The organism is Novosphingobium indicum (assembly GCF_014645195.1).
Lineage (GTDB): Bacteria > Pseudomonadota > Alphaproteobacteria > Sphingomonadales > Sphingomonadaceae > Novosphingobium > Novosphingobium indicum.
Map to the genome: position 1 here is coordinate 1 of NZ_BMLK01000039.1, position 20,233 is coordinate 20,233.

At 62.2% G+C, this 20,233-nt stretch carries 17 protein-coding genes and 1 pseudogene; 16 read left to right on the plus strand and 2 right to left on the minus strand.

What is annotated here, in order from left to right; translation table 11 throughout:
• Window positions 1-411: IS5 family transposase (locus tag IEX64_RS22415; RefSeq protein ID WP_188823473.1), on the minus strand; the 411-nt coding region annotated here is incomplete at its 3' end.
• A 318-nt stretch (window positions 412-729) separates the two neighbouring features.
• On the opposite strand from IEX64_RS22415, the pseudogene IEX64_RS24540 reads away from it, so the two are divergent.
• The 9 genes and pseudogenes from IEX64_RS24540 to IEX64_RS22455 form a co-directional block, all read left to right on the plus strand.
• A pseudogene (locus tag IEX64_RS24540) lies at window positions 730-985 on the plus strand (IS3 family transposase); the annotation flags it as partial.
• A 345-nt stretch (window positions 986-1,330) separates the two neighbouring features.
• Window positions 1,331-3,457, plus strand: a complete 2,127-nt coding sequence (locus IEX64_RS22420) for a TonB-dependent receptor (protein WP_188823475.1) — start codon at window positions 1,331-1,333, stop codon at window positions 3,455-3,457.
• Between the two features lie 104 nt (window positions 3,458-3,561).
• Complete coding sequence (locus IEX64_RS22425) at window positions 3,562-4,287, plus strand: glutathione S-transferase N-terminal domain-containing protein (RefSeq protein ID WP_188823477.1); 726 nt, start codon at window positions 3,562-3,564, stop codon at window positions 4,285-4,287.
• On the plus strand, window positions 4,284-5,102 hold the full coding sequence (locus IEX64_RS22430; protein WP_188823479.1) for a glutathione S-transferase C-terminal domain-containing protein: 819 nt from the start codon (window positions 4,284-4,286) through the stop codon (window positions 5,100-5,102). The genes IEX64_RS22425 and IEX64_RS22430 overlap by 4 nt, the downstream gene beginning before the upstream one ends.
• Window positions 5,103-5,319: 217 nt before the next feature.
• Window positions 5,320-6,732, plus strand: a complete 1,413-nt coding sequence (locus IEX64_RS22435) for an aromatic ring-hydroxylating oxygenase subunit alpha (protein WP_188823481.1) — start codon at window positions 5,320-5,322, stop codon at window positions 6,730-6,732.
• A gap of 184 nt (window positions 6,733-6,916) precedes the next feature.
• Window positions 6,917-7,714, plus strand: a complete 798-nt coding sequence (locus IEX64_RS22440) for an SDR family NAD(P)-dependent oxidoreductase (RefSeq protein ID WP_188823483.1) — start codon at window positions 6,917-6,919, stop codon at window positions 7,712-7,714.
• A 215-nt stretch (window positions 7,715-7,929) separates the two neighbouring features.
• Complete coding sequence (locus IEX64_RS22445) at window positions 7,930-8,838, plus strand: LysR family transcriptional regulator (RefSeq protein ID WP_188823485.1); 909 nt, start codon at window positions 7,930-7,932, stop codon at window positions 8,836-8,838.
• A gap of 258 nt (window positions 8,839-9,096) precedes the next feature.
• On the plus strand, window positions 9,097-10,362 hold the full coding sequence (locus IEX64_RS22450) for a CaiB/BaiF CoA transferase family protein (RefSeq protein WP_229710657.1): 1,266 nt from the start codon (window positions 9,097-9,099) through the stop codon (window positions 10,360-10,362).
• Between the two features lie 41 nt (window positions 10,363-10,403).
• Window positions 10,404-11,252: an enoyl-CoA hydratase gene (locus IEX64_RS22455; RefSeq protein ID WP_188823488.1), complete on the plus strand. Its 849-nt coding sequence runs from the start codon at window positions 10,404-10,406 to the stop codon at window positions 11,250-11,252.
• Between the two features lie 191 nt (window positions 11,253-11,443).
• Here the strand turns inward: IEX64_RS22455 and IEX64_RS22460 are convergent, their stop codons facing one another.
• The gene (locus IEX64_RS22460) at window positions 11,444-13,543 is read right to left on the minus strand and encodes an acetate--CoA ligase family protein (protein WP_188823490.1); all 2,100 of its coding nucleotides are present in this window, start codon (window positions 13,541-13,543) and stop codon (window positions 11,444-11,446) included.
• Between the two features lie 224 nt (window positions 13,544-13,767).
• On the opposite strand from IEX64_RS22460, the gene IEX64_RS22465 reads away from it, so the two are divergent.
• The 7 genes from IEX64_RS22465 to IEX64_RS22495 all read left to right on the plus strand — a co-directional run bounded on the left by IEX64_RS22465 (window position 13,768) and on the right by IEX64_RS22495 (window position 20,226).
• Window positions 13,768-14,748: a thiamine pyrophosphate-dependent dehydrogenase E1 component subunit alpha gene (locus IEX64_RS22465; RefSeq protein WP_229710658.1), complete on the plus strand. Its 981-nt coding sequence runs from the start codon at window positions 13,768-13,770 to the stop codon at window positions 14,746-14,748.
• Window positions 14,745-15,770 (plus strand): alpha-ketoacid dehydrogenase subunit beta, encoded by a 1,026-nt coding sequence (locus tag IEX64_RS22470; RefSeq protein WP_188823492.1) that lies wholly within the window; start codon window positions 14,745-14,747, stop codon window positions 15,768-15,770. Before IEX64_RS22465 ends, IEX64_RS22470 begins: the two co-directional genes overlap by 4 nt.
• 3 nt (window positions 15,771-15,773) lie before the next feature.
• The gene (locus IEX64_RS22475; RefSeq protein ID WP_188823494.1) at window positions 15,774-16,004 is read left to right on the plus strand and encodes a biotin/lipoyl-containing protein; all 231 of its coding nucleotides are present in this window, start codon (window positions 15,774-15,776) and stop codon (window positions 16,002-16,004) included.
• A 193-nt stretch (window positions 16,005-16,197) separates the two neighbouring features.
• Window positions 16,198-17,520 carry a cytochrome P450 gene (locus IEX64_RS22480; protein ID WP_229710661.1) on the plus strand — a complete coding sequence of 441 codons (1,323 nt, stop codon included), beginning with the start codon at window positions 16,198-16,200 and terminating at the stop codon, window positions 17,518-17,520.
• The gene (locus tag IEX64_RS22485) at window positions 17,517-18,278 is read left to right on the plus strand and encodes an SDR family NAD(P)-dependent oxidoreductase (RefSeq protein ID WP_188823498.1); all 762 of its coding nucleotides are present in this window, start codon (window positions 17,517-17,519) and stop codon (window positions 18,276-18,278) included. The genes IEX64_RS22480 and IEX64_RS22485 overlap by 4 nt, the downstream gene beginning before the upstream one ends.
• Before the next feature lie 163 nt (window positions 18,279-18,441).
• Window positions 18,442-19,005, plus strand: a complete 564-nt coding sequence (locus tag IEX64_RS22490) for a TetR/AcrR family transcriptional regulator (RefSeq protein WP_188823500.1) — start codon at window positions 18,442-18,444, stop codon at window positions 19,003-19,005.
• A 51-nt stretch (window positions 19,006-19,056) separates the two neighbouring features.
• Window positions 19,057-20,226: a phosphotransferase gene (locus IEX64_RS22495; protein ID WP_188823502.1), complete on the plus strand. Its 1,170-nt coding sequence runs from the start codon at window positions 19,057-19,059 to the stop codon at window positions 20,224-20,226.
• Window positions 20,227-20,233: the final 7 nt, after the last annotated feature.

Here is a 20,233-nt window from a genome sequence, read left to right on the forward strand (position 1 = left end):
CTTGCGCCTGCACCATTCCCCGTCTCCAACGGCCTTGATGCCCGTGCTGTCGATCAGCAGGTGCAAGGGCCCGGAACGGGGCTGGCAGTGGATCTCGACAAGCAAGGTCTTCTGCCTTCGGCTCAGGGTGCTGAAATCCGGCACTGGCCAATCAAGCCCTGCCATCTCGAGAAGACTTGCGACCATGCCGGTGGTCTGGCGCAAAGGCAGCTTGAACACGCCCTTCAACGTGAGGCAGGCTTGGATCGCGGCATCCGAGAACATAGGCTGTCGCCCCCGCTTGCCCGTCGGCGCGGACAACCACTGCATTCCCGAATCAAACCAAACCCGAAGCGAACCTCTCTGCGCCAGCGCTGCGTTATAGGACTTCCAGTTTGTCGTGCGGTAACGGGCGCGGGGCGGTTTGCTCATCTCCGCCCCTTAACCAACTGGATTTACAAACGGAATCCCTCGGGCATTTGCGCAACAAAGACGTGCCAAGGCAAAACCTGCCCGCAAGGAGCGCAAGACGCTGTCACCGGTCTATCGCTGAACATCTCGCAAACTGCCACTCGCGCGGAAAGCCAGAATAATCCCCGAAGCCCTGCATGCCGATCAAGATCGGTTTGCAGGGCACCTGTATTCCATCGAACTTGTCCGGCGGGTCCTGAACGACATCGCCGGTTCTCAGGATCACTGCAACCCGAGGCGAAAAGCTCACCGGCAGATGACCTTGGCAATGTAATGCGGGAGGGCTCGCAGTTTACCAGCAGGGACTGGATGACCTTCACGAAGGTCCGCAATCTTGAGATTTCGATGAGCCGACGCGGCAACGTTGTGCCCAAGAGCATTTTCAGACTGCTCAAGCGCGAAGGTATCCCGGCGCAGGACCTAAAACACTCGGGAGCAACTGTGCCGGGATGAGTTCGACTATGTCGAGATGGTCTATAATCTGATCCGCAAACATGTCAGGAACGGGTTGCTGTCACCTGTCGACTTCGAATGAAGGCAGGCAACGAGACATCAAGGCGCCTGGAAAACTCTGGAAAACTACGGGCCATTCAGATCCATAAAACCCCCAAAGGATCACACCGCTTCGCTCTGCAATTGCAGAGCCTAGCCCTACTCCTCCTCTCCGGATTTCCTGAATCGAAATGTCGCATTTCAACGCTTCCAGCGACTGGAGTGTTGAAATGGCCGCCGTTGCCGGACTAATTTTATTGCAGTTCAGCGCATGGAAGGCCCGAAAACAAACGCGCGGCTGCTGTTTCCGCAGCCCGTCGTGATGCGCTGCCGACATTTGAAAATATCAAGATCTAAACAAACTATTCGAGGTCAGGAGAGGGATAGCATGAAAAGGAAGATTTTGGCGTTTAACCTGTTGCTATTGTCCGGGGTTTCGACCCAGGCGATCGCGCAGGAGGCCGAGGGCAAGCAGGACTCTCAGGTTGCGCGCCCGGGGATCGAGGAAATCGTCGTGACCGCCACTCGGCGCAGCGCCAACCTCCAGGATGTGCCGGTAGCGATTACCGCGCTGACCTCAAGCACGCTGGACAATGCCGGCGTTGCGACGATGACTCAGATCACCGAGCTCACACCGAGCCTGGTGATGAGCAAGAACACTGTCGCGTTGAGCCCGATCCTGCGCGGCGTGGGCACAACTGCGGGTGGCCCCGGCAACGAAAGCTCCATCGCGGTCTACATCGACGGCGTCTACCAGCCCGATCTCGGTGCCAGTTCGTTCGACCTTCTCAAGGTGGAACGGGTGGAAGTCCTGCGCGGGCCGCAAGGCACGCTGTTCGGGCGCAATGCAACCGGCGGTCTTATCAACATCATCACGCCCGACCCGTCGTTCACTCCCGCAATGGATCTGACCTTCCGGTACGGCAGCTACAACGAGCGGATGGTGCGTGCCTATGCGACGACGCCGTTGACCGAAAACATCGCAATCAACGTCTCGGGCCTTTACAGCGCGCATGACGGCTACGTCGATGACATCATCGACGGAGGAAAGGTGGGCGAGAGGCGTGTGCTGGCGGCGCGCGGCAAGATCCTGTTCGACTTGGCTGACGATTTCCAGGCGATCGTCACGGGAAGCATCGTCGATTCAAACGATCCCGGCCAAGTCGTGGCGCAGCCGCTGAATAGTAACACGCAAGGGCGCGCAATCGATCCCACAGTGATTATCCCGGACAAGCCGCGACAGTACGCTGGTGACGTCGCCAAGGCTTACGGCAAGGATCACAGCGTCTCGCTCGAAATCACCAAGGGGCTTGGCACGGTGCGGCTGGAAAGCACGTCCGCCTATTCCTACCATAACTCGTATCTGACGCGCGATTCCGAATCCACCCGCGCGCCGGGCTTTGCGCCGATCAGCAACGAGTTTTCGCGCACCTATCAGCAGGAACTGCGGCTGCTATCCGACAACGACAGCCCGTTGCAGTGGATTGCGGGCCTGTATGGGTTCGACTCCAAAAGCTCGATCGAGCCCTTACAGATCACCGAGACGTTTCGCCTCGAACCCCGGTTACGGACCAAGTCCTGGGCGGCCTTCGTCGATGCGACCTTCGCGCTGTCCGACCAGTTCAAGATCGGCGCCGGTATTCGCTATACCGACGAGAAGCGCAGCGTGACGCAGGTCATGAACGGGACCGAGGTCTATTCGGAGAAGGATTCATTCACCAACTGGTCGCCGCGCGCGCTTGTCCAGTATTTCCCGACGCCGGATATCAACATCTACGCGAGCTATTCGCGCGGCTTCAAGAGCGGTGTGTTCAACGGCCAGTCGTTCCAGCAGACCGCGGTCAAGCCGGAAATCAACGAAGCGTTCGAGGTCGGTCTGAAGGCCGAACCGACCACCTGGCTGCGCGTCAACCTTGCGGCCTACCACTACAACTACTCGGATCTGCAGATCGCCATTCGCCTGCCGGACAACCCGTCCACGGTGCTGACCAACGCAGGTGCAGCGCGGATGCAGGGCATTGAGGGTGAGTTCAGCGCCTCGCCCGTCGAAGGGCTCCAGCTTCGCGCCTCTGTCGCCATGCAGGATGCGAAATATACCCGCCTCGAGAACGTGCTCGTTCAGGTTCCGATTTACATCGACGGGCTTCCCGCAGGCAATACCGCCAAGGTCTACGATGCGTCAGGCACTCCGATTCTGCGTGCGCCCAAGTTCACCGGATCGTTCGGTGCCACCTACGAGCACGATATCGGCCTCGGAACGCTCGGTATCTCGGCCAATGTCTACCACAGCTCCTACGTGCGCCACACCTACGACGGCCGTCTTGGCCAGAAGGCCTACGAAACCGTCAGTGGCGAAATCTACATCGAAACACTCGACAACATGCGCTTCAGCCTTTGGGCGGACAACCTGACGAACCAGGACGTGCTGGAATCGATCATCACGATCTCCGCCGGTGATATCGTCCAATACAACCCGCCGCGCCGGGTTGGTGTTGCCGTGCAGTTCAAGTTCTAGCGCAAGCGGCGATCCGCCGGTGGCGGGCAGGGCGTTTTGGCCTCCTGGACCTCGCCTGCTGCCGGCAGTCGTTATCTCCTGCGCGGTTATCAAGCAGGCATGCCATGATACGTCTGTTTTACGGACCTTCGCCAAACGCAAATAAAGTGCTGATTTTCCTTGAGGAAGTCGACATGAAATTCGAGATTGTGCCGGTCGATATCCTGGCTGGGGATCAGTTTTCGCCGGAATTTCTGGCGATTTCTCCGAACAACCGCATCCCGGCGATCATCGATACCGATCCGGCAGACGGCAACGCTGAGCTGCCGATGTTCGAATCCGGCGCTATATTGCTCTACCTCGCCGACAAGGCCGATCGATTCACTCCGCGCGAGCCCCGCGCCCGCGCGGAAATGATGCAGTGGCTGTTCTGGCAGGTTTCGGGGCTGGGACCGATGGCGGGGCAGAACCACTACTTCAACCGCTTCGCGCTGGAAAAGGCGCCCCTGGCGATCGAACGCTACCTCAAGGAGACGGCGCGGCTCTACCACGTGCTCGACACGCGGCTTGCCGACAGGCGCCATGTCGCCGGGGATGACTATGGCCTTGCCGACATGGCCTGCCACCCGTGGATCAAGCTGCACAAGCTGCAGTCGCAGGACCTGGCCGACTATCCGAACCTGCGCCGCTGGTACGAGGAGGTACTGCAACGGCCCGCCGTCGGCAGGGCCTATGCGCGGGATCGGCAAATGCGCGCCGCACGTCAGGCCGGGAACGAGGAGCGCAGTCTTTTCTTCCATACGACCCGGTCCGAATATCAGGCTGCGGTGCGGCGGGAGGCGGACCAGTGACGCAGTTCCCGGCAGCGGCATCTGCCGGCGCGGACTACGTGTCCGTTGCCGAGGCGAAAGCGCTTTCCGGTTTGCGGCTTGTGCTCAATCAGGGCGTGCCTGGGCCGTGGGGCGAGGCTGCCAAGGGCTTGTTTTACGTCAAGGGGCTTTCCTTCCAGCGCGTTGCCCAGATGCCGGGAGCATCCAACGCCGAATTGAAGGAGTGGACCGACGCGACCTCGGCGCCGGTGGCCGTGATGGACGGCGAGCCGGCGAGCAGCCACTGGAGTGAGATCGTTCTCTTGGCAGAACGCTTGCAGCCGGCACCCGCGCTTGTCCCCGCAGATCAGGCCGAGCGCACGGCGATGTTCGGATTGTTGCATGAAATCTGCGGGCAGGACGGCTTTGCGTGGAACCGGCGAATCCGCCTGTTCCACGCCTGGCAGGCATCCCTGGCGCATGTGGACGACCCGGCGGCCCATGGCAGCCGGCAACTAGCCCTTCTCCAGGCGAAATACGGTTACGGCAGCGACGAGGCGCGGGCGCGCCAGCGGATCGTCTCGATACTGGAGATGCTGGGCGCGCGTTTGCGCGCGCAGGCCGACGCCGGTAGCGGCTTCTTCATCGGCGGCGCTCTGACTGCTCTCGACATCTACTGGGCGTGCTTTTGCGCGATGATAGAACCCCTGCCTGTAGACAAGTGCCCGATGACCCGGGCGCAGCGGATCGGGTACTTGGAGACCGATCCTGAAATCCTGGCCGCCGTCGATCCGATCCTGCTGGAGCACCGCGACCGGATCTACGACACATACCTCGAACTGCCGATGCGCTTTTGAACCCTTCGCGGGATGCGCGAGGGACACGTACGCCGGACCGACTTGCACAGCGAGGCGGCCTGGGAGGCTCCACGTTGAGCGGCAGTGAACGTAACATTTCGTATGTCCCGCGCAGGTTGACTGAGCGTGGCGTTGAGTAGAAAGTGAGTGCGACTTAATAACGTCGTGGTTCGGTTGTGCGGATTGCCGCGCGGACCATTGCAAAGGGAGATGGTTGATGAACGAGGCGCCGGCCCCAGGCTCATTGGTGTTCGAACCGGCGAAGGCGCTTCCGCCGACCGGCCCGCTTGTCGACGAAGTGCTCGCCAACGACAGTCGTGAGGTTCCTGGAAGTCTCCTTGAACAATCGGCCGTGTTCATTGGCGACAAGGACCTCGATGTCGCGCGCTACATCTCGCAGGAATTCCACGATCTGGAGATGGAACACGTCTGGAAGCGCGTCTGGCAGATGGCCTGCCGCGTGGAGGACATTCCCGAAGCCGGCGACCATGTGCTGTACGACATCGGCACGGAGCAGCTTATCGTGGTTCGCACTTCGGACGGTTCGATCAAGGCTTATCCCAACAGCTGCTTGCATCGCGGGACGACCTTGCGCACGTGCGGGGGGAACGTGAACCGTTTCAAGTGCCCGTTTCACGGTTTCATCTGGTCGCTGGAAGGGGATCTGATCGCCAAGCCGGCCGCATGGGACTTTCCCCATGTCGATAAACAGAACTTTCACCTTCCTGAAGTGCGGGTGGACTGCTGGGGCGGGTTCGTTTTCATCTGCCTCGACAAGGACACGCCGCCGCTGATGGAGTACGTCGGCCGTCTGCCCGAATTCTTCCAGGAATGGCCCTTCGAAAATCGGCACAAGGCGGTACATGTCGCCAAGAAGATTCCGTGCAACTGGAAGGCGGCGATGGAGGCCTTCCTCGAAGGCTACCACATTCCCACCACCCACCCGCAGTCAGTCGGTTATTCGGGCGAGGCGCAGGGTCAGTACGATGTGTGGGAAGATCAGGACCACGTGAACCGCGTGATCGTGTGGGTCGGGGCTGCGGATACGCGTTCCGGCAAGACTGACGAGAATGCGCTGGCCGATTCCATCATCAAGGACATGCCCGTCCTCGGCAAGCCGGGCGACATCAAGGTTCCCGAAGGCGAAACCGCACGCAGGGTCATGGCGCAGCGCTTCCGCGACGTTGTCACCAAGTCGAGCGGGGTAGACGTCGACAAGGCGTCCGATGCCGAAATGCTCGACGCGATCCAGTACTTCCTGTTTCCCAACCTCGTGCCGTGGAGCGGTGTGGGCGCGCCGATCGTCTATCGCTTCCGCCCGTTCCAGAACGATCCGAACATGTGCATCATGGAGATCATGTACCTGTATGTGTGCTCGCCCGATCGGCCGCGCAGGAAGGGCGCGCCGATACGCTGGTTGAGTGACGACGAAACCTTCGCCGACGTTGCCGAACTCGGCGGACTCGGCGCGGTCTTCGACCAGGACTACGAGAACCTCGAGCGGGTGCAGAAGGGGCTGCACATGACGCACAAGCCGGGCGTGACTTTGGCCAACTACCAGGAAATCCGCATCCGCCACTATCACGCGATCATTGATCGCTACATCGCCGAAGGGCGGGCGCGCGCCTGATCGGCCTGCCCGGCCAGGGCTGCATTGCACATCCCGGCCGGTGCTTGTCCGGCGATGCGTCCGTCGTGCCCGGTCCATGGTCCGCGCCGCCTCCCGTGTCATCGGGCGCAAGTTCATGGCCAGCCGCAAGGAGACTTCTCATGGCGCGCGTTCAGAACGTCAGTTTGCCGGAAGCAGGTACGCGATGAAGGGGGCGGTCCTCGTCACGGGTGCATCCTCTGGCATCGGTGCCGCCTATGCGTGCCAGTTGGCGCGGCGCGGGTGTGACCTAGTTCTGGTCGCCCGGCGCGTTTGCGAACTGGAACGCGTTGCCGAACAGGTTTGTGCCCTGGGCCGCAAGGCCGAAGTGATCGGCGCGGACCTCGCCGATCCGGACAGTCTCGAACGCGTAGAGGCGCGCCTGCGCCGAGGGGTGGACGGGCTCGTGAACAATGCCGGGTTCGGCAACCTGAGTCCCTTCGGCCAAAGTGACCTTGACCTCCTCTCCTCGATGATCGCGGTCAACGTTACCGCCGTCGTGCGCCTGACCCATGCCGCACTGCCGGGGATGCTCGCGAGGAAGGAGGGGGCGATCGTCAATGTCGGATCGGGCGTCGTCTACCGTCCGATCCCGGACTACGCGACCTACATTGCCACGAAGGCCTTCGTGACAGAGTTCACCGCTGCGCTTGCCCTCGATCATGGTGGCAGCGGGGTTCGCTTTCACCTGGCAGTGCCCGGCGTCACGAGAACCGAGTTTTCAAGCATTGCTGCCGGGGTTAGCCTTGAGGGGGTGCGGTCCACGTCGGTGATGGAAGCGGACGCCTTCGTCGAGGCGGCGCTTGCTGGTTTCGACCAGGGCGAAGCGGTGACGATTCCCGCTCTGGATGATCCGGCATTGCACGACGCGCTGATCGCCGCGCGCAAGGCCGTGGGCCGCCATGTCACCGCCAGCCAGCCCGCAAAGCGCTACGGCGTTGGAACGGCCGGAGATCCAGATTGATGGCTCGACTGGGCTCCCGGATGCGGCGCACGTCGCGCTACACACTGGGCGGGTTGCCGCATCCCGCTGTCGGCATTCTTCGCATGGCCGGCGCTTCCTTTCCTGATTGTATCGCGAACCGTCCGCAACGGTCTGGTGCGTTCGGTATGGTTGCGATCTGGACGGGTGTGAAACGCGGGATATACCTCTATGACGGAAAGGACGCCTGACGAAGCATGGATCTGCTGAGCTGCATCAAGACCTTTGTCGAAGTCGCGCATACCAAGAGCTTCACCGCAGCGGCACAGCGGCGGGGGCTATCGCGGGCGAGCGCTACGAAGCACGTTGCTGCGCTCGAGGACAGGCTCGGCGCGCGGCTCTTCACCCGCAACAGCCAGTTCGTCGTCCTCACCGAAGCGGGTGAGACGATGCTGTCGGGAAGCGTTCGGCTTCTGGAGGAGCTGGAAGGTCTGACCGAGCAAGTCAAAGGGCAGACCAAGGAAGTGACCGGCTTGATCCGGATCGGGGTGCCGCCTTCATTCGGAGCGCATTACCTGGTTCCGGCACTGATCAACTTCCTGGAAGATGCCGCGAACGTCGAGATTTCGATATTCCTCGACGATGGCAGCAGCAATCTGGTGCGCGAAGGCCTCGATATCTCGATCCGCATCGGGGAAAGCCTGCCCGATACCGATGAAGTGGCCAAGCTCTTGACCGACGCGCCGCAACTCGCGGTGGCATCGCCCGAATACCTGGCGCGCGCGCCTCGACTGGAAACGCCGGAAGACCTAGCGAACCACCAGTGCCTCGTCCACGCGCTGAAGTCACCGACGGAAAAGTGGTCTTTCGTCGGGCCTGACGGTCCGGTCACGGTGAAGGTGAAAGGGCGGATCAGTGCCAATTTCGGCACGCCTCTCCTGGCTGCATCCGTAGCCGGGCAGGGGATCACGATCCACCCCACCTACATGGTCAAGGAATTCGTTCAGGCCGGCAAGCTGGTGGTGGTATTGCCCGACTACCAGCCGACTGCACTGCGGATACATGCTATCTATCCCCAGCGCAGGTTCCTACCGGTTCGTATCCGGATTTTCCTGGATTTTCTCAAGAAGTGGCTTGTCGATAACCGGGATCGTCTTGAAATATGATCGAAATATCAGTTCGGATACATTGGTATAAATCGCTTTTGATTATAAAATTGCGGGTCGTGAGGCGTCTTGTCTCACGAATTTCGTACATGTATTTAATTGATGTTTGGGGTCGATGATCAACGATGGGTTTCTGGGCGAGGTTGAGCAGAGGGAAACTTGGTGCTTCGTTTTCTTCCCTTGGCCTTCTGCGAGCGGTTGGCCAATTTAGCGAACGAGAGGAGGGCTGGATTCACCAGCCACACTTGGAGACCCCCTTTGTCGGCATTACTATCGCCCGCCGGACGGCCGCAGGACGAGTACGATCCGGGTGATGCCGCCGGACCGCTGCCACTGGCCGGCCTGAAAGTCCTCGACTTTTCGCGCGTTCTGGCGGGTCCTTTATGCACGCAATTGCTCGGGGAACTGGGCGCGGATGTCATCAAGATCGAGTCGATCGACTTGGGGGACGAAACGCGCGGCTGGCCACCTTTCCAGGCGCAAGGTTTCGGGACCGTGTTTCTTGCGGTCAACCGCAACAAGCGCAGCCTTGCCATCGACCTGAAGTCGCCCGAGGGACGGGCGATCATCCACAAGATGGCGGCATCGTGCGACATCGCGGTCGAGAACTTCTCGACCGGAGTGGCAGAGCGCCTCGGCATCGATGCGGCGACGCTCCGCGGTATCAACGACCGGTTGATTTATTGCAGCATTTCCGGGTTCGGGCGCACCGGCCCCTTGCGCAATGCGGCGGGATACGATGTCATCCTCCAGGCATTTTCGGGCATGATGTCGCTGACCGGCGAACCAGGCGGCGGCCATATCCGCATTCCGATCTCGCCCATCGATCAGGTGGCCGGGCTCAACGCGCATACCGCGATCCTGGCCGCGATCATCCGGCGCGGCATCACCGGGAGCGGCGCTTCGATTCATGTTTCGTTGCTCGAGACAGCCATCTCGCTGCTCAATCACCCGCTGCAAAGCTTCTGGCAACGCGGGGTTCAACCCGAAAAGCACGGATCGAGCCACGAATCCCTGTGCCCGTACGAGGTCTTCGAGGCTTCGGACGGTGCAGTCATGATCGGGATCGCCAACAACAAGTTGTGGCGCAAGTTCTGCGTAGCGGCAGACTTGCCGGCCATGCTCGATGACGCGCGTTTCAGCACGAATGCGGGGCGTGCCGACCATCGCCAGGAAGTGCTGAGTGCAGTGCGCGCGAAAGTAGCGGAACGCACCGTTGCCGAATGGGTTGACCTGCTCGGCCCGCTGGGCCTGCCCGTCTCTCCGATCAACAATCTCCAGCAGATGGTCGATCATCCGCAGGTCGTGCAGACCGGGGTTATCCTCGATTACACCCTGGGCGACGGCACCCCGCTCAAGGGCGTGGCGCCGCCGTTCAACATCGACAACAGTACGCGCGGCGTTCGTCGCCCTCCGCCACGCCGCGGCGAGCAGACGCGCGAGCTCCTGGCCGAATTCGGGATTGCCAAGAGCGAGGTGGACGCGTTGATTAGCTCGGGCGTTCTGGCGACTGCCGAAGACTGAATGCCGCAGCCCTGAGGGCAAGAGAGGTTTTGGAGAAAAAGATGACTGCCGCACAGCAGGATGCAACGATCGAGGCCGACGAGCCGGTACTGTATGACGTGGACGGGCGGGTCGCGAAGATCACGCTCAATCGCCCGCAATACGGCAACGCGCAGAACGACAGGATGCTCTATGCGCTCGATGCGGCGTTCATCCGCGCCGTTGAGGACGACGCCATCGGGGCCATCCTGCTGGCCGGTGCGGGCAAGCACTTTTCCTCTGGGCACGATACCGGAACGCCGGCTCGCTACGACGGCGTGGACCAGATCGAGCGTCGCACGCCCTGGTACGACCCGACCGGCAGACCCGATACCGAGCGGCTTTATGCGCGTGAGCAGGAAGTCTATCTGGGCCTCTGCCGCCGCTGGCAGGCACTTCCCAAGCCGGTAGTGGGGGCGGTGCAGGGCGCCTGTATCGCGGGAGGGCTGATGCTGGCGTGGATCTGCGACCTGATCGTTGCCGCTGACGATGCCTATTTTATGGACCCGGTCGTCGGCATGGGGATCCCCGGGGTCGAGTATTTCGCTCATCCCTACGAGATGCCGACCCGCATCGCGCGCGAGTTCCTTTTGCTGGGCGAGAAGTTCACGGCGCGCCGCGCCTACGAGGTCGGCATGGTCAACCGCGTGGTTGCTGCCGAAGACCTGGCCGGGGAAGCCTTGGCCATGGCGCAGAAGCTGGCGGACAAGCCACGTTTCGCGATGGCGCTTACCAAGCAGGCGCTCAACCTGGTCGAAGACATGGCGGGCAAGCGTAACGCGATGGAAGCGGTTTATGGTCTGCACCACCTAGCCCATGCGCACAACAATGCGACTGAGGGCGCCTCGATGATCTGGCCCAAGAAGAAATGATGCCCCTGCCGCGCCATTCCGGCGCGGCAGGGCGTTCATGCGGACGCTGATAGCATGCTTGCTGCTCGTGTAGGCGGGTAGAGGCAAACTGCCCCGCAGCCATCAACGAGGGGTGGAGGGCCATGGCGCTGACTTACGATCCGCCGGGTATGGCGGATCGTAGTCGGGCACTAGGCACAGGCCGTTGCGTGTCAGGCTTCCTTGCCGGTTTCGTAAGTCGCCAGCCCGTCGAGCGCTTCGATCTCGCCGCCGCGCACGCGCAGCGGATTGATCTCGAGCGTGGCCAGTTCGGGACCCAGTGCGAGAGCGGCATTCCCGATGGCGACGATGGTATCGGCAAGCTTTTCGATGTCTGCTGGCGGCGCGCCGCGAAAGCCCTTGAGCAGCGCTGCGGCCTTCAGGCCATTCACCATTTCGATGGCTTCGCTGCGGTCGATGGGCAGCGGGCGCAGTTGCGAATCCTTGAGCACCTCGACCCACACGCCGCCCAGGCCGACAACGATTACCGGCCCCCAACTCGGATCGCGGATGGTGCCGACCACCAGTTCCACGCCCGACTCGCGCATGGGAGACACGATGACGCCGTCGATGGCCGCATCGGGGCGCGCGGCGCTGACGGAGGCCATGATTTCCTCGTAGGCGCGGGTCGTCGCTTCGCCTGCGGCGACGTTGAGCCTGACCCCGCCGATGTCCGTCTTGTGCTGGATGTCAGGCGACAGGATCTTGAGCGCGAAGGGACCATCGCCCATGGCATGGGCGGCCTCGGCTGCTTGCTGGCCCGAATTGACGATCCTTGCGGGCACTACCGGCACGCCATGGGCGGCAAGGTGTTCGAGCACTTCGCGTTCCGAGCGCGGTAGCTTGGTGGGGGACTGGGCGGGCGGAGCAGCCATGGCTTCCGCTGCGGCTTCGGACGATTTCACGCGCGCCGACCATTCGATCGCCTTGGCAAGGTTCGACATGATGCCCTCGATCCCCGCGACGGCGGCAGGGATATGGCGCCTGGCCAGATCCTCGCTGTCGATGGCGAACGAGGTGTTGGACAGGAAGATGCCGCCTGAGCCGATATTGGTAAGCGCATCGCCGAGGTGGCTGGTGACGGCGCCTAGCGGGTTGAGAGACCCTGCCGCGATGGTGAAGCCGATGCCCGGGTCGCGCGAAATGATCTCGCAGCAGCGCCCCCACAGCGTCAGGTCATTGAATCCCTGCCCCGTAACGTCGAGCGGATTGAGCGTGCCAGCGAAGGGAGGCAGCGCCTCGCGCAGCGCGGCTACCGTTTCCGGTGCAAAGGCCGGAAAGCTGACGCCGTACTTCTCCGCGGCGTCGGCCAGCAGGCCGGAAGTGCCGCCCGAGAGCGAAGCCGCGCCGATCCCGGGCCGTTCGATCACGCCGGCATGGATCATCAGGGCCGCGCAGTTGATCAGGGCCTCGATCGAATCGACGCGCACCACGCCATAGCGTGCGCAAACCGCGTCGAGCACGCGATCGTCGCCGACGAGCGAACCGGTATGGGCCTGCGCGATGGCGGCGCTGATCTCGCTCTTGCCGACCTTGAGCATCACAATGGGCTTGCGTTTGGCGAAGGTTTTCCTGGCAGCGGCGATGAAGCGTTCCGGATTGCGAATCGTTTCCACGAAGATCGCGAAGGCCTGCACGTCGTCGCGGTCCACCAGCGCCTCGATCATGTCGGGCTGGTCAACCGCCGCCTCGTTGCCGACAGCGGCTATCACGCTGAGGCCTATGCCCTGCTGCAGTGCATATTCGAGGATCTCGTAGCAGACGGATCCGCTCTGCGAGAGCAGGGCGAGCTTGCCGCTCGGCAGCTTGCCCGATGGCCGCATGGCGGTCACGGCATTGCCGCGCGCCACGTCGGCGACGCCGAGACTGTTGGGGCCGATCAGGCAGATGCCGTTTTCTTCTGCGATCCGGACGAGTTCATCCTGCAGCGCTACGCCTTCGGCGCCCGCTTCTGCAAATCCGGAAGACAGCACAATGACTGATTTGATGCCGGCTGCCGCCACGTCGGTGAGCGCATCGAGAACCGCCTCGGTCGGCACGTAGATATAGGCCAGGTCGACCGGCTCGGGGATGTCCTGGCACGACTTGTAGCCGGGCACACCATGCGCCGGGACGCCCTTGCGATTGACCGCGAAGACCTTGCCCTTGAAGCCGAAGGCATGCGTGTTGTGGTAGATCGCGTTGGACCAGTTCGACTTGTCGGAAGCTCCGCAAAGGGCGATCGAGCGCGCACCCAGGAGCTTGTTGATCGCGGCATTCTTCTTTTCAGACATCTTGATCCTCTACACGGTTCTATCCTCTGGCAGGGCCAGACTTACCTGTGCCTTCAGCCGCATTCGATGGGCAGTCGGTGGCACCCTTGTTTCGCTGGCGGAAACGCCGGAAGGCCGATTGCCGGGTGACGGTCGAAGCGAACCCATGCTAGTTAATGACCACGACTTATCAACTCCTCTCCACACGGAGAGCCGTGGAATCATAAAGAGGGTGGAGAGGGACTTTGGCAGACCCAATCAATGGCGCGATAGCCCGGCAGATCTATGAAAAGGTGGCTCTGTTAAAGGCTAACGACGAGCGCGCGCGCAAGGTGCTCAAGGCGGGCCAATTGGTCATGCCGTATTATTCCTACCGAGGTCAGGAGCTCATTCCGGCTGCGGTTTCCACCTGTCTTCGCGAAGACGATTATATCTGCACGATCTATCGCGGCATCCACGACATGCTGGCAAAGGGCATGCCGCTCAAGCAGCTGTGGGCCGAAATAGCCGGGCGCGCCACGGGTATCTGCAAGGGCAAGGGCGGGCCGATGCACCTGACCTACCCTGACAAGGGTATCATGGTGACTACGGGGATCGTCGGCTCATCCCTGCCGATTGCCAATGGGCTGGGCTGGGCATCGCAGTTGTCCGGGGATGGGCGTGTTGCCGTGGCCTATTTCGGAGACGGCGCCTCGAACATCGGCGCATTCCACGAGAGCCTGAATCTGGCGTCGGTCTGGAAGCTGCCGGTGGTATTCGTGTGCCAGAACAACCTCTATGCCGAGCATACGACTTACGAGAAAGGCACGTCCGCGAAGCAAGTTTCAGATCGTGCGTTCGGTTATTCCATGCCGGGCGTGCGGTGCGATGGAAATGACGCGGGATCTATCCATGCGGCGGCGCGGGAAGCCATCGAGCGTGCCCGGTCCGGCGAAGGGCCGACCCTGATCGAGGCGATGACCTTCCGCTTTCACGGTCACGTTTACGGTGACGCCGATAGCTATATGGACCCCGCACTGAAAGAAGCGGCGATGACGGACGACCCGGCACCCCGCCTGCGCGCGCAGGTCATCGCGTCGGACGCGGCGAGCGAGGCCGAGATGGCGGCGCTGGAGGCGCGCATCGAGAGCGAGATCGACGAGGCCGTGGCCTTTGCGCTCGCATCCGCCCCGCCCGGACCCGAGGAACTGGAAATAGACATATTCGCCGAGGAGGTCATGGCATGACCCACCTAGTGCAAACCGCTGCCCCGGTCGCGACCGCAGCAAAGCCGATCCACATCCTGAAGGCGCTCAACCAGGCCATTACGGATGCCATGGAAGCCGACGACACGGTGATCGTGCTTGGCGAGGACGTCGCCGATCCAGAGGAAGGCGGCGTCGTCGGCGTGACGCGCGGCCTTTCGACCAAGTTCGGAGACGCTCGGGTTCGATCGACCCCGATTTCGGAGCAGGCCATCATGGGGGCGGCCATCGGGGCTTCGCTGGTGGGCTACAAGCCGGTTGCGGAGATCATGCTGATGAACTTCGTCACCGTGGCGATGGACATGATCGTCAACCATGCCGCGAAGCTGCGCTTCATGTCCGGCGGACAGACCAGCGTGCCCATCGTCATTCGCACGTCTACCGGCGTGGGGCTGGGGACCGGCGGTCAGCACGCGGACTATCTGGAAGGCTGGTTTGCTCATACCGCAGGGATCAAGGTCGTTTGCCCCTCGACACCCGCCGATGCCTACGGGCTCATGCGGGCGGCGATCGATGATCCCGATCCAGTGCTCTTTATCGAGAACATGCCCAGCTACTGGCAAAAGGGTCCGCCGCCCGAGCGGGGCTACTATGTGCCGTTGGGCAAGGCGGCGACCCGCGTGGAAGGCACCCACGTCACAGTCGTATCCTATTCGCGCATGGCCAACGAATGCTTGGCAGCGGCAAGCAAGGCGGCAGAGCGCGGCGTTTCGGCCGAAGTGATCGACTTGCGCACGGTATCGCCTTGGGATCGCGAGGCGGTGCTTGCCTCTGTCGCCAAGACAGGGCGACTGCTCGTCGTGCACGAAGCGGTCAGGAAATTCGGCGTGGGTGCCGAGATCGCCGCCGAGGTCAACGAGGCGATGTTCGGCAAGCTAAAGGCCCCGATCCGGCGGATGGGCAGTGCCTACTGCCCGGTCCCCTTCGCCAAGGAGCTTGAGAATATCTACGCACCGAACGCTTCGGCCATCGCCGATGCGATCGTCGAATTAGGGAAGGAGTGAACGTTGGCTACCGAGATCCTGCTGCCGAAGATGGGGTTTTCGATGAACGAGGGCGTGCTGTCCGAATGGCTTGTGGCTGACGGCGGGACGGTCACAGCCGGGGAGCCGCTCTATTCGCTCGAGAGCGACAAGTCGACGAACGAGGTGGAAGCCCCGGCGAGCGGAACGCTGCGCATCATGGCGCAGGTCAACGAAACCTATCCTGTCGGCACGGTGCTGGGCATCATCGAATAGGCCGTGCAGTGTCCGCGTCCAGTCGCCGTGGCGCTGGATTTGGAGGCGGGAAACATGAGTGTTCGTTCTCCGGGCGCTCGGCTTCCTTGACCACCTGCCATAAATGAGTGGTAATTACTAAGGCTGATCTTCGGTGTGCGACCTTGGTGAGGAGCGCACAGGATCCGAAACTGGGAGAGCTGACGTGAGCAATATGGCGAAGTCTGCCGGGGAATCCGGGGCAGAGCGCGAAATCGATGGCGATACGGTCCCGGTCGGCGCGGCATTCACAGACAATCGCGAAGTCAGGCGGTGCCCTTTCGATCTGTGGGAGCGCATTCGTGAGCAACCGGGGCTCTACTATCACGAGCCGATCGAGGCATGGATCGCGGCGCGCCATGCGGACGTCATGCAGGTCGTACGCGATCCGGTGTTGTTCTCCAGCAAGCTGCCCTTCGGCAAGGTCGCGGCGCGCAAGGACCGCGAAGTCCTGGAGCCGCTGCTCGAGAACGATCCCGAGGTTGCCCAGCTGATCAAGGGGCTGAAGCCCAGGCGCACGCCCGTGCTGGTCAATTGCGATCCGCCGAACCATGCGCGGCAGAGGCGGCTCGTACAAGGCTCGTTCGTGGGCAAACGCATCAACGATGCTGAGCCTATGGTCGAGAATCTCGCGCGCGAACTGATCGATGGGTTCCCGGCCGACGGCAAGCTCGACCTCGTTTCCGCGTTCGCCGTGCCGTTGCCGGTCCACGTCATCGCCCGGTTGCTCGGCGCCGATGACGAACAGCAGCAGCACTTCAAGCGCTGGTCCGACGATTTCATGCGGACGGCAGGTAACGTCGAGCTATCCCACGAAGTCGTGGTCGCTTCGATGCGCGGCAACCTCGAGCTTTATGATTACCTTCGCAAACAGATTGCGGATCGGCGGACCAATCCGCGCGATGATCTGCTGACGAGCATCATCGAGGCCCGCCAGCCCGGCGACGAGCCCTTCAGCGAGGACGAACTGCTTGCGATGTTCAGCCAGTTCGTGGTGGCCGGCAACGAAACCACGACTGCGCTGATCGGCAGTTCGCTGCTCACTTTGGCGAGGGAGCCACACTTCATCGACGAACTCTACGAGGACGAGAGCAAGATCGCGCGCTTCATCGACGAGATCTTGAGGCGTGAGGCGCCCGTGCAGTCGTCTTTCCGGATCGCCACGCAGGATACCGAAGTGGCCGGGCAGCCGATCAAGGCGGGTGAACAGATCCTGCTGATGTACGGGGCGGCCAATCGCGACGAATCGGTCTACGGTGATCCCGCTATCGACCTCGATGCCAAGCGGCCCAACCATCTTGCGTTCGGCTTCGGCGAGCATTTCTGTCTGGGTTCCAACCTGGCGAAAATGGAAGCGAAGATCGCACTGAAAGTCTTCCTGGACACGTTCGTCCGTTTCCCGCTCCAGCCCGATGCGGTGATAGACTATGCCGGCACCTACCAGGTTCGCAGCCTGCTGGGCCTGCCTGTCACGCTGCAGCCACGAGGCGCGGCATGAGCGCTCCTGTGCTGGAGGGCAAGGTTGCGCTCGTGACCGGTGGGGCGGCCGGTATTGGCCGGGCCTCCGCGCTTGCATTGGCAGAAGCCGGGGCTGCGGTCCTTGTCGTCGACCGCGATGCGCAAGGGGGCGCGCAGGTCGGAGAGGACATCAGGGCACTTGGCGGCGACGCGGATTCTTTTGGTGCGGACGTGTCGAGGCCCGCCGAGATGGAGGCGGCGGTTGCGGCGGCCGTCGGGCGGTGGGGGCATCTCCACCTGGCCTTCAACAATGCGGGAACCGTTCCCGCGCCGCGTCCCACGGCCAAGGTAGCGGTCGAGGACTGGGCGCGGGTGATCGAGATCAACCTGTCCAGCGTATTCTATTCCATGCGGGCGCAGATTCCGGCGATCATCGCAGCCGGCGGCGGTGCGATCGTCAACACCGCTTCCACAACTGGCCTGGTCGGCGCGCAGATGATGGCCAGCTATTCCGCGTCCAAGCACGGGGTCATCGGCCTGACAAAGAGCGCGGCGCTTGAGTTGGCCAAGGCGAACATCCGGGTGAACGCCATCTGCCCCGGCATTGTGGAAACGAAATTGCTCAGCACGACGTTTCCCGATCCGGAGGTGCGCAAGCAACTGGCAGGCCGTAGCCCGATGGGCCGGATGGCCGTGCCGGAGGAGATTGCGGGCCTCGTCGTCTACTTGTGTTCGCCCGCAGCGAGCTTCGTCACGGGTTCGGCCTTCCCGGTCGATGGCGGCGAGACTGCTCAGTGATCCTGAACTCGGCCTCCTGTCCTGCTGCGGGTCTGCCACGCGCGATGATTGTTGCTATGGTCTTGTCCCAATCAACCAAATCAGGGACGGGCCGATGAAACTGGCAGAGGAACAACGCGCTCCTTCGTGGAGACGGCGCAAGGATCACCGCAGGAAGGAGATCATGGAGGCTGCCGTCTGCGTCCTCGATGAAGACGGGATCGAGCAGGTGGCGGTCGCCAAGATCGCGACGATTGCCGGCGTGTCCGAAGCGACGGTCTACAAGTACTTCGAGACCAAGGAAAACCTGATCGGCCAGACGCTGGAGTCCGCCATGACCCAGTTTGTGGAAATGCTGGAGCGTCAAGTCCGCGCGGCCGAAGGGTGCAGGGAGCGTATTTGTCGCCTTTCGATCCTGTCGCTGCAGGACATGGCGCGCCGGCGCAATGTCCAGCGCGCCGTCAACGGCCATTTGCGCTGGGCGGGGCAGTACAAATCCACCATCCACGAGATCCATCGGCGCATTGCGCGGCTGGTCGAATGGATCTTTGCCGAGGGGGTCAAGGAAGGGGAGATCTCCGCGCAGTGTGACCTGGTGATTGCCGGAGACATGCTGTTCGGGGCCCTTGAAGGTGCGGCCTGGCGCACGGTGCTGCAAGCCGAGCCGCGGCCACTGGACGAGGAGGCGTTTGTGGACGCCATGGTGGACCAGCTTCTCGGCGGAATACGGCCCGCGGCCGCGACCTAGGTCGCGCCGCGTGGTGAACAACCAGAAACACAAAAGGTAGAGGTGATTGCGATGATCGAGTTTCCGGGCGCGGACCAGAACTTCATTGATGACATCGAGCGGATGTACGAGAAGGAGCAGGCCGAAAGCGAGCTCATTACGGACATCGCCAAAATCCCGGCCCGTTATGAACTGCTGACGGCAGAATGGATGACCAAGGCGCTGTGCGCGTCCACCCCCGGTGCGCGGGTCGAAACCGTCACGCTTGATGCTCCGGACGATGGTTCGTCCAACCGGCGGCGCATTTTCCTCACCTACAATGAAGTAGGGCAGGCGGCGGGTCTTCCGCCCACGGTATTCGCCAAGGCGTCGAACGAAGTGCTCAACCGGGTGATCTACGGGATCCTCGGTACCGGCGAGATTGAGTCGACCTTCTACACCAAGATCCGCCCCGAGCTGGACATCGAGGCGCCGAAGTGCCTGTTCGCGAACTTCGATCCGCGCACGTTCAATTCGATCATCCTGCTCAAGGATATGCGGGGAGAGGCAGATTTCTGCGACTACGATACGCCGATCACCTTCGAACGGGCTGCGGGCATGCTGCGCTTGCTCGCCGGCGTCCACGCGAAGTACGCTGGCGACAAGGTGGAGGCGATCAGGCCGCTCCTGCGCACCTGGCCGCAGCACTGGGCCAACATCCTGCGGCTCGGCATGGAAGAATATTCCAAGCGGGGCTTTCTTGCCGCCGAGACGGTGATGCCCTCCTCGCTGTTCAAACGCTACGATGAGGTCTGGCCGGCCACGATGGCCGCGGTCGCGCAGCACGAAGTCCTGCCGCCCAACATGATCCATGGCGATGTCCATCTCAAGAACTGGTACATCACCAAGGACGGCCGTATGGGCCTGAGCGACTGGCAGGGGCCGACTCTGGGCCACTGGTCGCGTGACATTGCCTATTCGATGTCGGCCGCGCTTTCGGTGGAGAACCGCCGCGCCTGGGAGCGGGACCTGCTGGCTCTCTACCGCGAGGAGATGCTGTCGCTGGGTGTCGAGATGCCTTCGCTCGATGAGGTCATCACGCTGTTCCGGCGCCAGCTGTTCACCGCGCTTGCCTACTGGACGATCACCCTGCGCCATCCGCCGACCATGCCCGACATGCAGCCCGAGAATGCCACGATCGAGTTCATCAAGCGCATCTCGACCGCGATAGACGATCACGACGCATTTGCCGCCGTCGTCTGATCGAAAC

Bases quoted from the DNA above. Each gene is read 5' to 3' on its own strand.
- IEX64_RS22440 (WP_188823483.1), top strand. From the start codon at position 6,917: ATGAAGGGGGCGGTCCTCGTCACGGGTGCATCCTCTGGCATCGGTGCC.
- IEX64_RS22485 (WP_188823498.1), top strand. From the start codon at position 17,517: ATGAGCGCTCCTGTGCTGGAGGGCAAGGTTGCGCTCGTGACCGGTGGG.
- IEX64_RS22490 (WP_188823500.1), top strand. From the start codon at position 18,442: ATGGAGGCTGCCGTCTGCGTCCTCGATGAAGACGGGATCGAGCAGGTG.
- IEX64_RS22480 (WP_229710661.1), top strand. From the start codon at position 16,198: ATGGCGAAGTCTGCCGGGGAATCCGGGGCAGAGCGCGAAATCGATGGC.
- IEX64_RS22470 (WP_188823492.1), top strand. From the start codon at position 14,745: ATGACCCACCTAGTGCAAACCGCTGCCCCGGTCGCGACCGCAGCAAAG.
- IEX64_RS22445 (WP_188823485.1), top strand. From the start codon at position 7,930: ATGGATCTGCTGAGCTGCATCAAGACCTTTGTCGAAGTCGCGCATACC.
- IEX64_RS22435 (WP_188823481.1), top strand. From the start codon at position 5,320: ATGAACGAGGCGCCGGCCCCAGGCTCATTGGTGTTCGAACCGGCGAAG.
- IEX64_RS22420 (WP_188823475.1), top strand. From the start codon at position 1,331: ATGAAAAGGAAGATTTTGGCGTTTAACCTGTTGCTATTGTCCGGGGTT.
- IEX64_RS22460 (WP_188823490.1), bottom strand. From the start codon at position 13,543: ATGTCTGAAAAGAAGAATGCCGCGATCAACAAGCTCCTGGGTGCGCGC.
- IEX64_RS22425 (WP_188823477.1), top strand. From the start codon at position 3,562: ATGATACGTCTGTTTTACGGACCTTCGCCAAACGCAAATAAAGTGCTG.
- IEX64_RS22495 (WP_188823502.1), top strand. From the start codon at position 19,057: ATGATCGAGTTTCCGGGCGCGGACCAGAACTTCATTGATGACATCGAG.
- IEX64_RS22455 (WP_188823488.1), top strand. From the start codon at position 10,404: ATGACTGCCGCACAGCAGGATGCAACGATCGAGGCCGACGAGCCGGTA.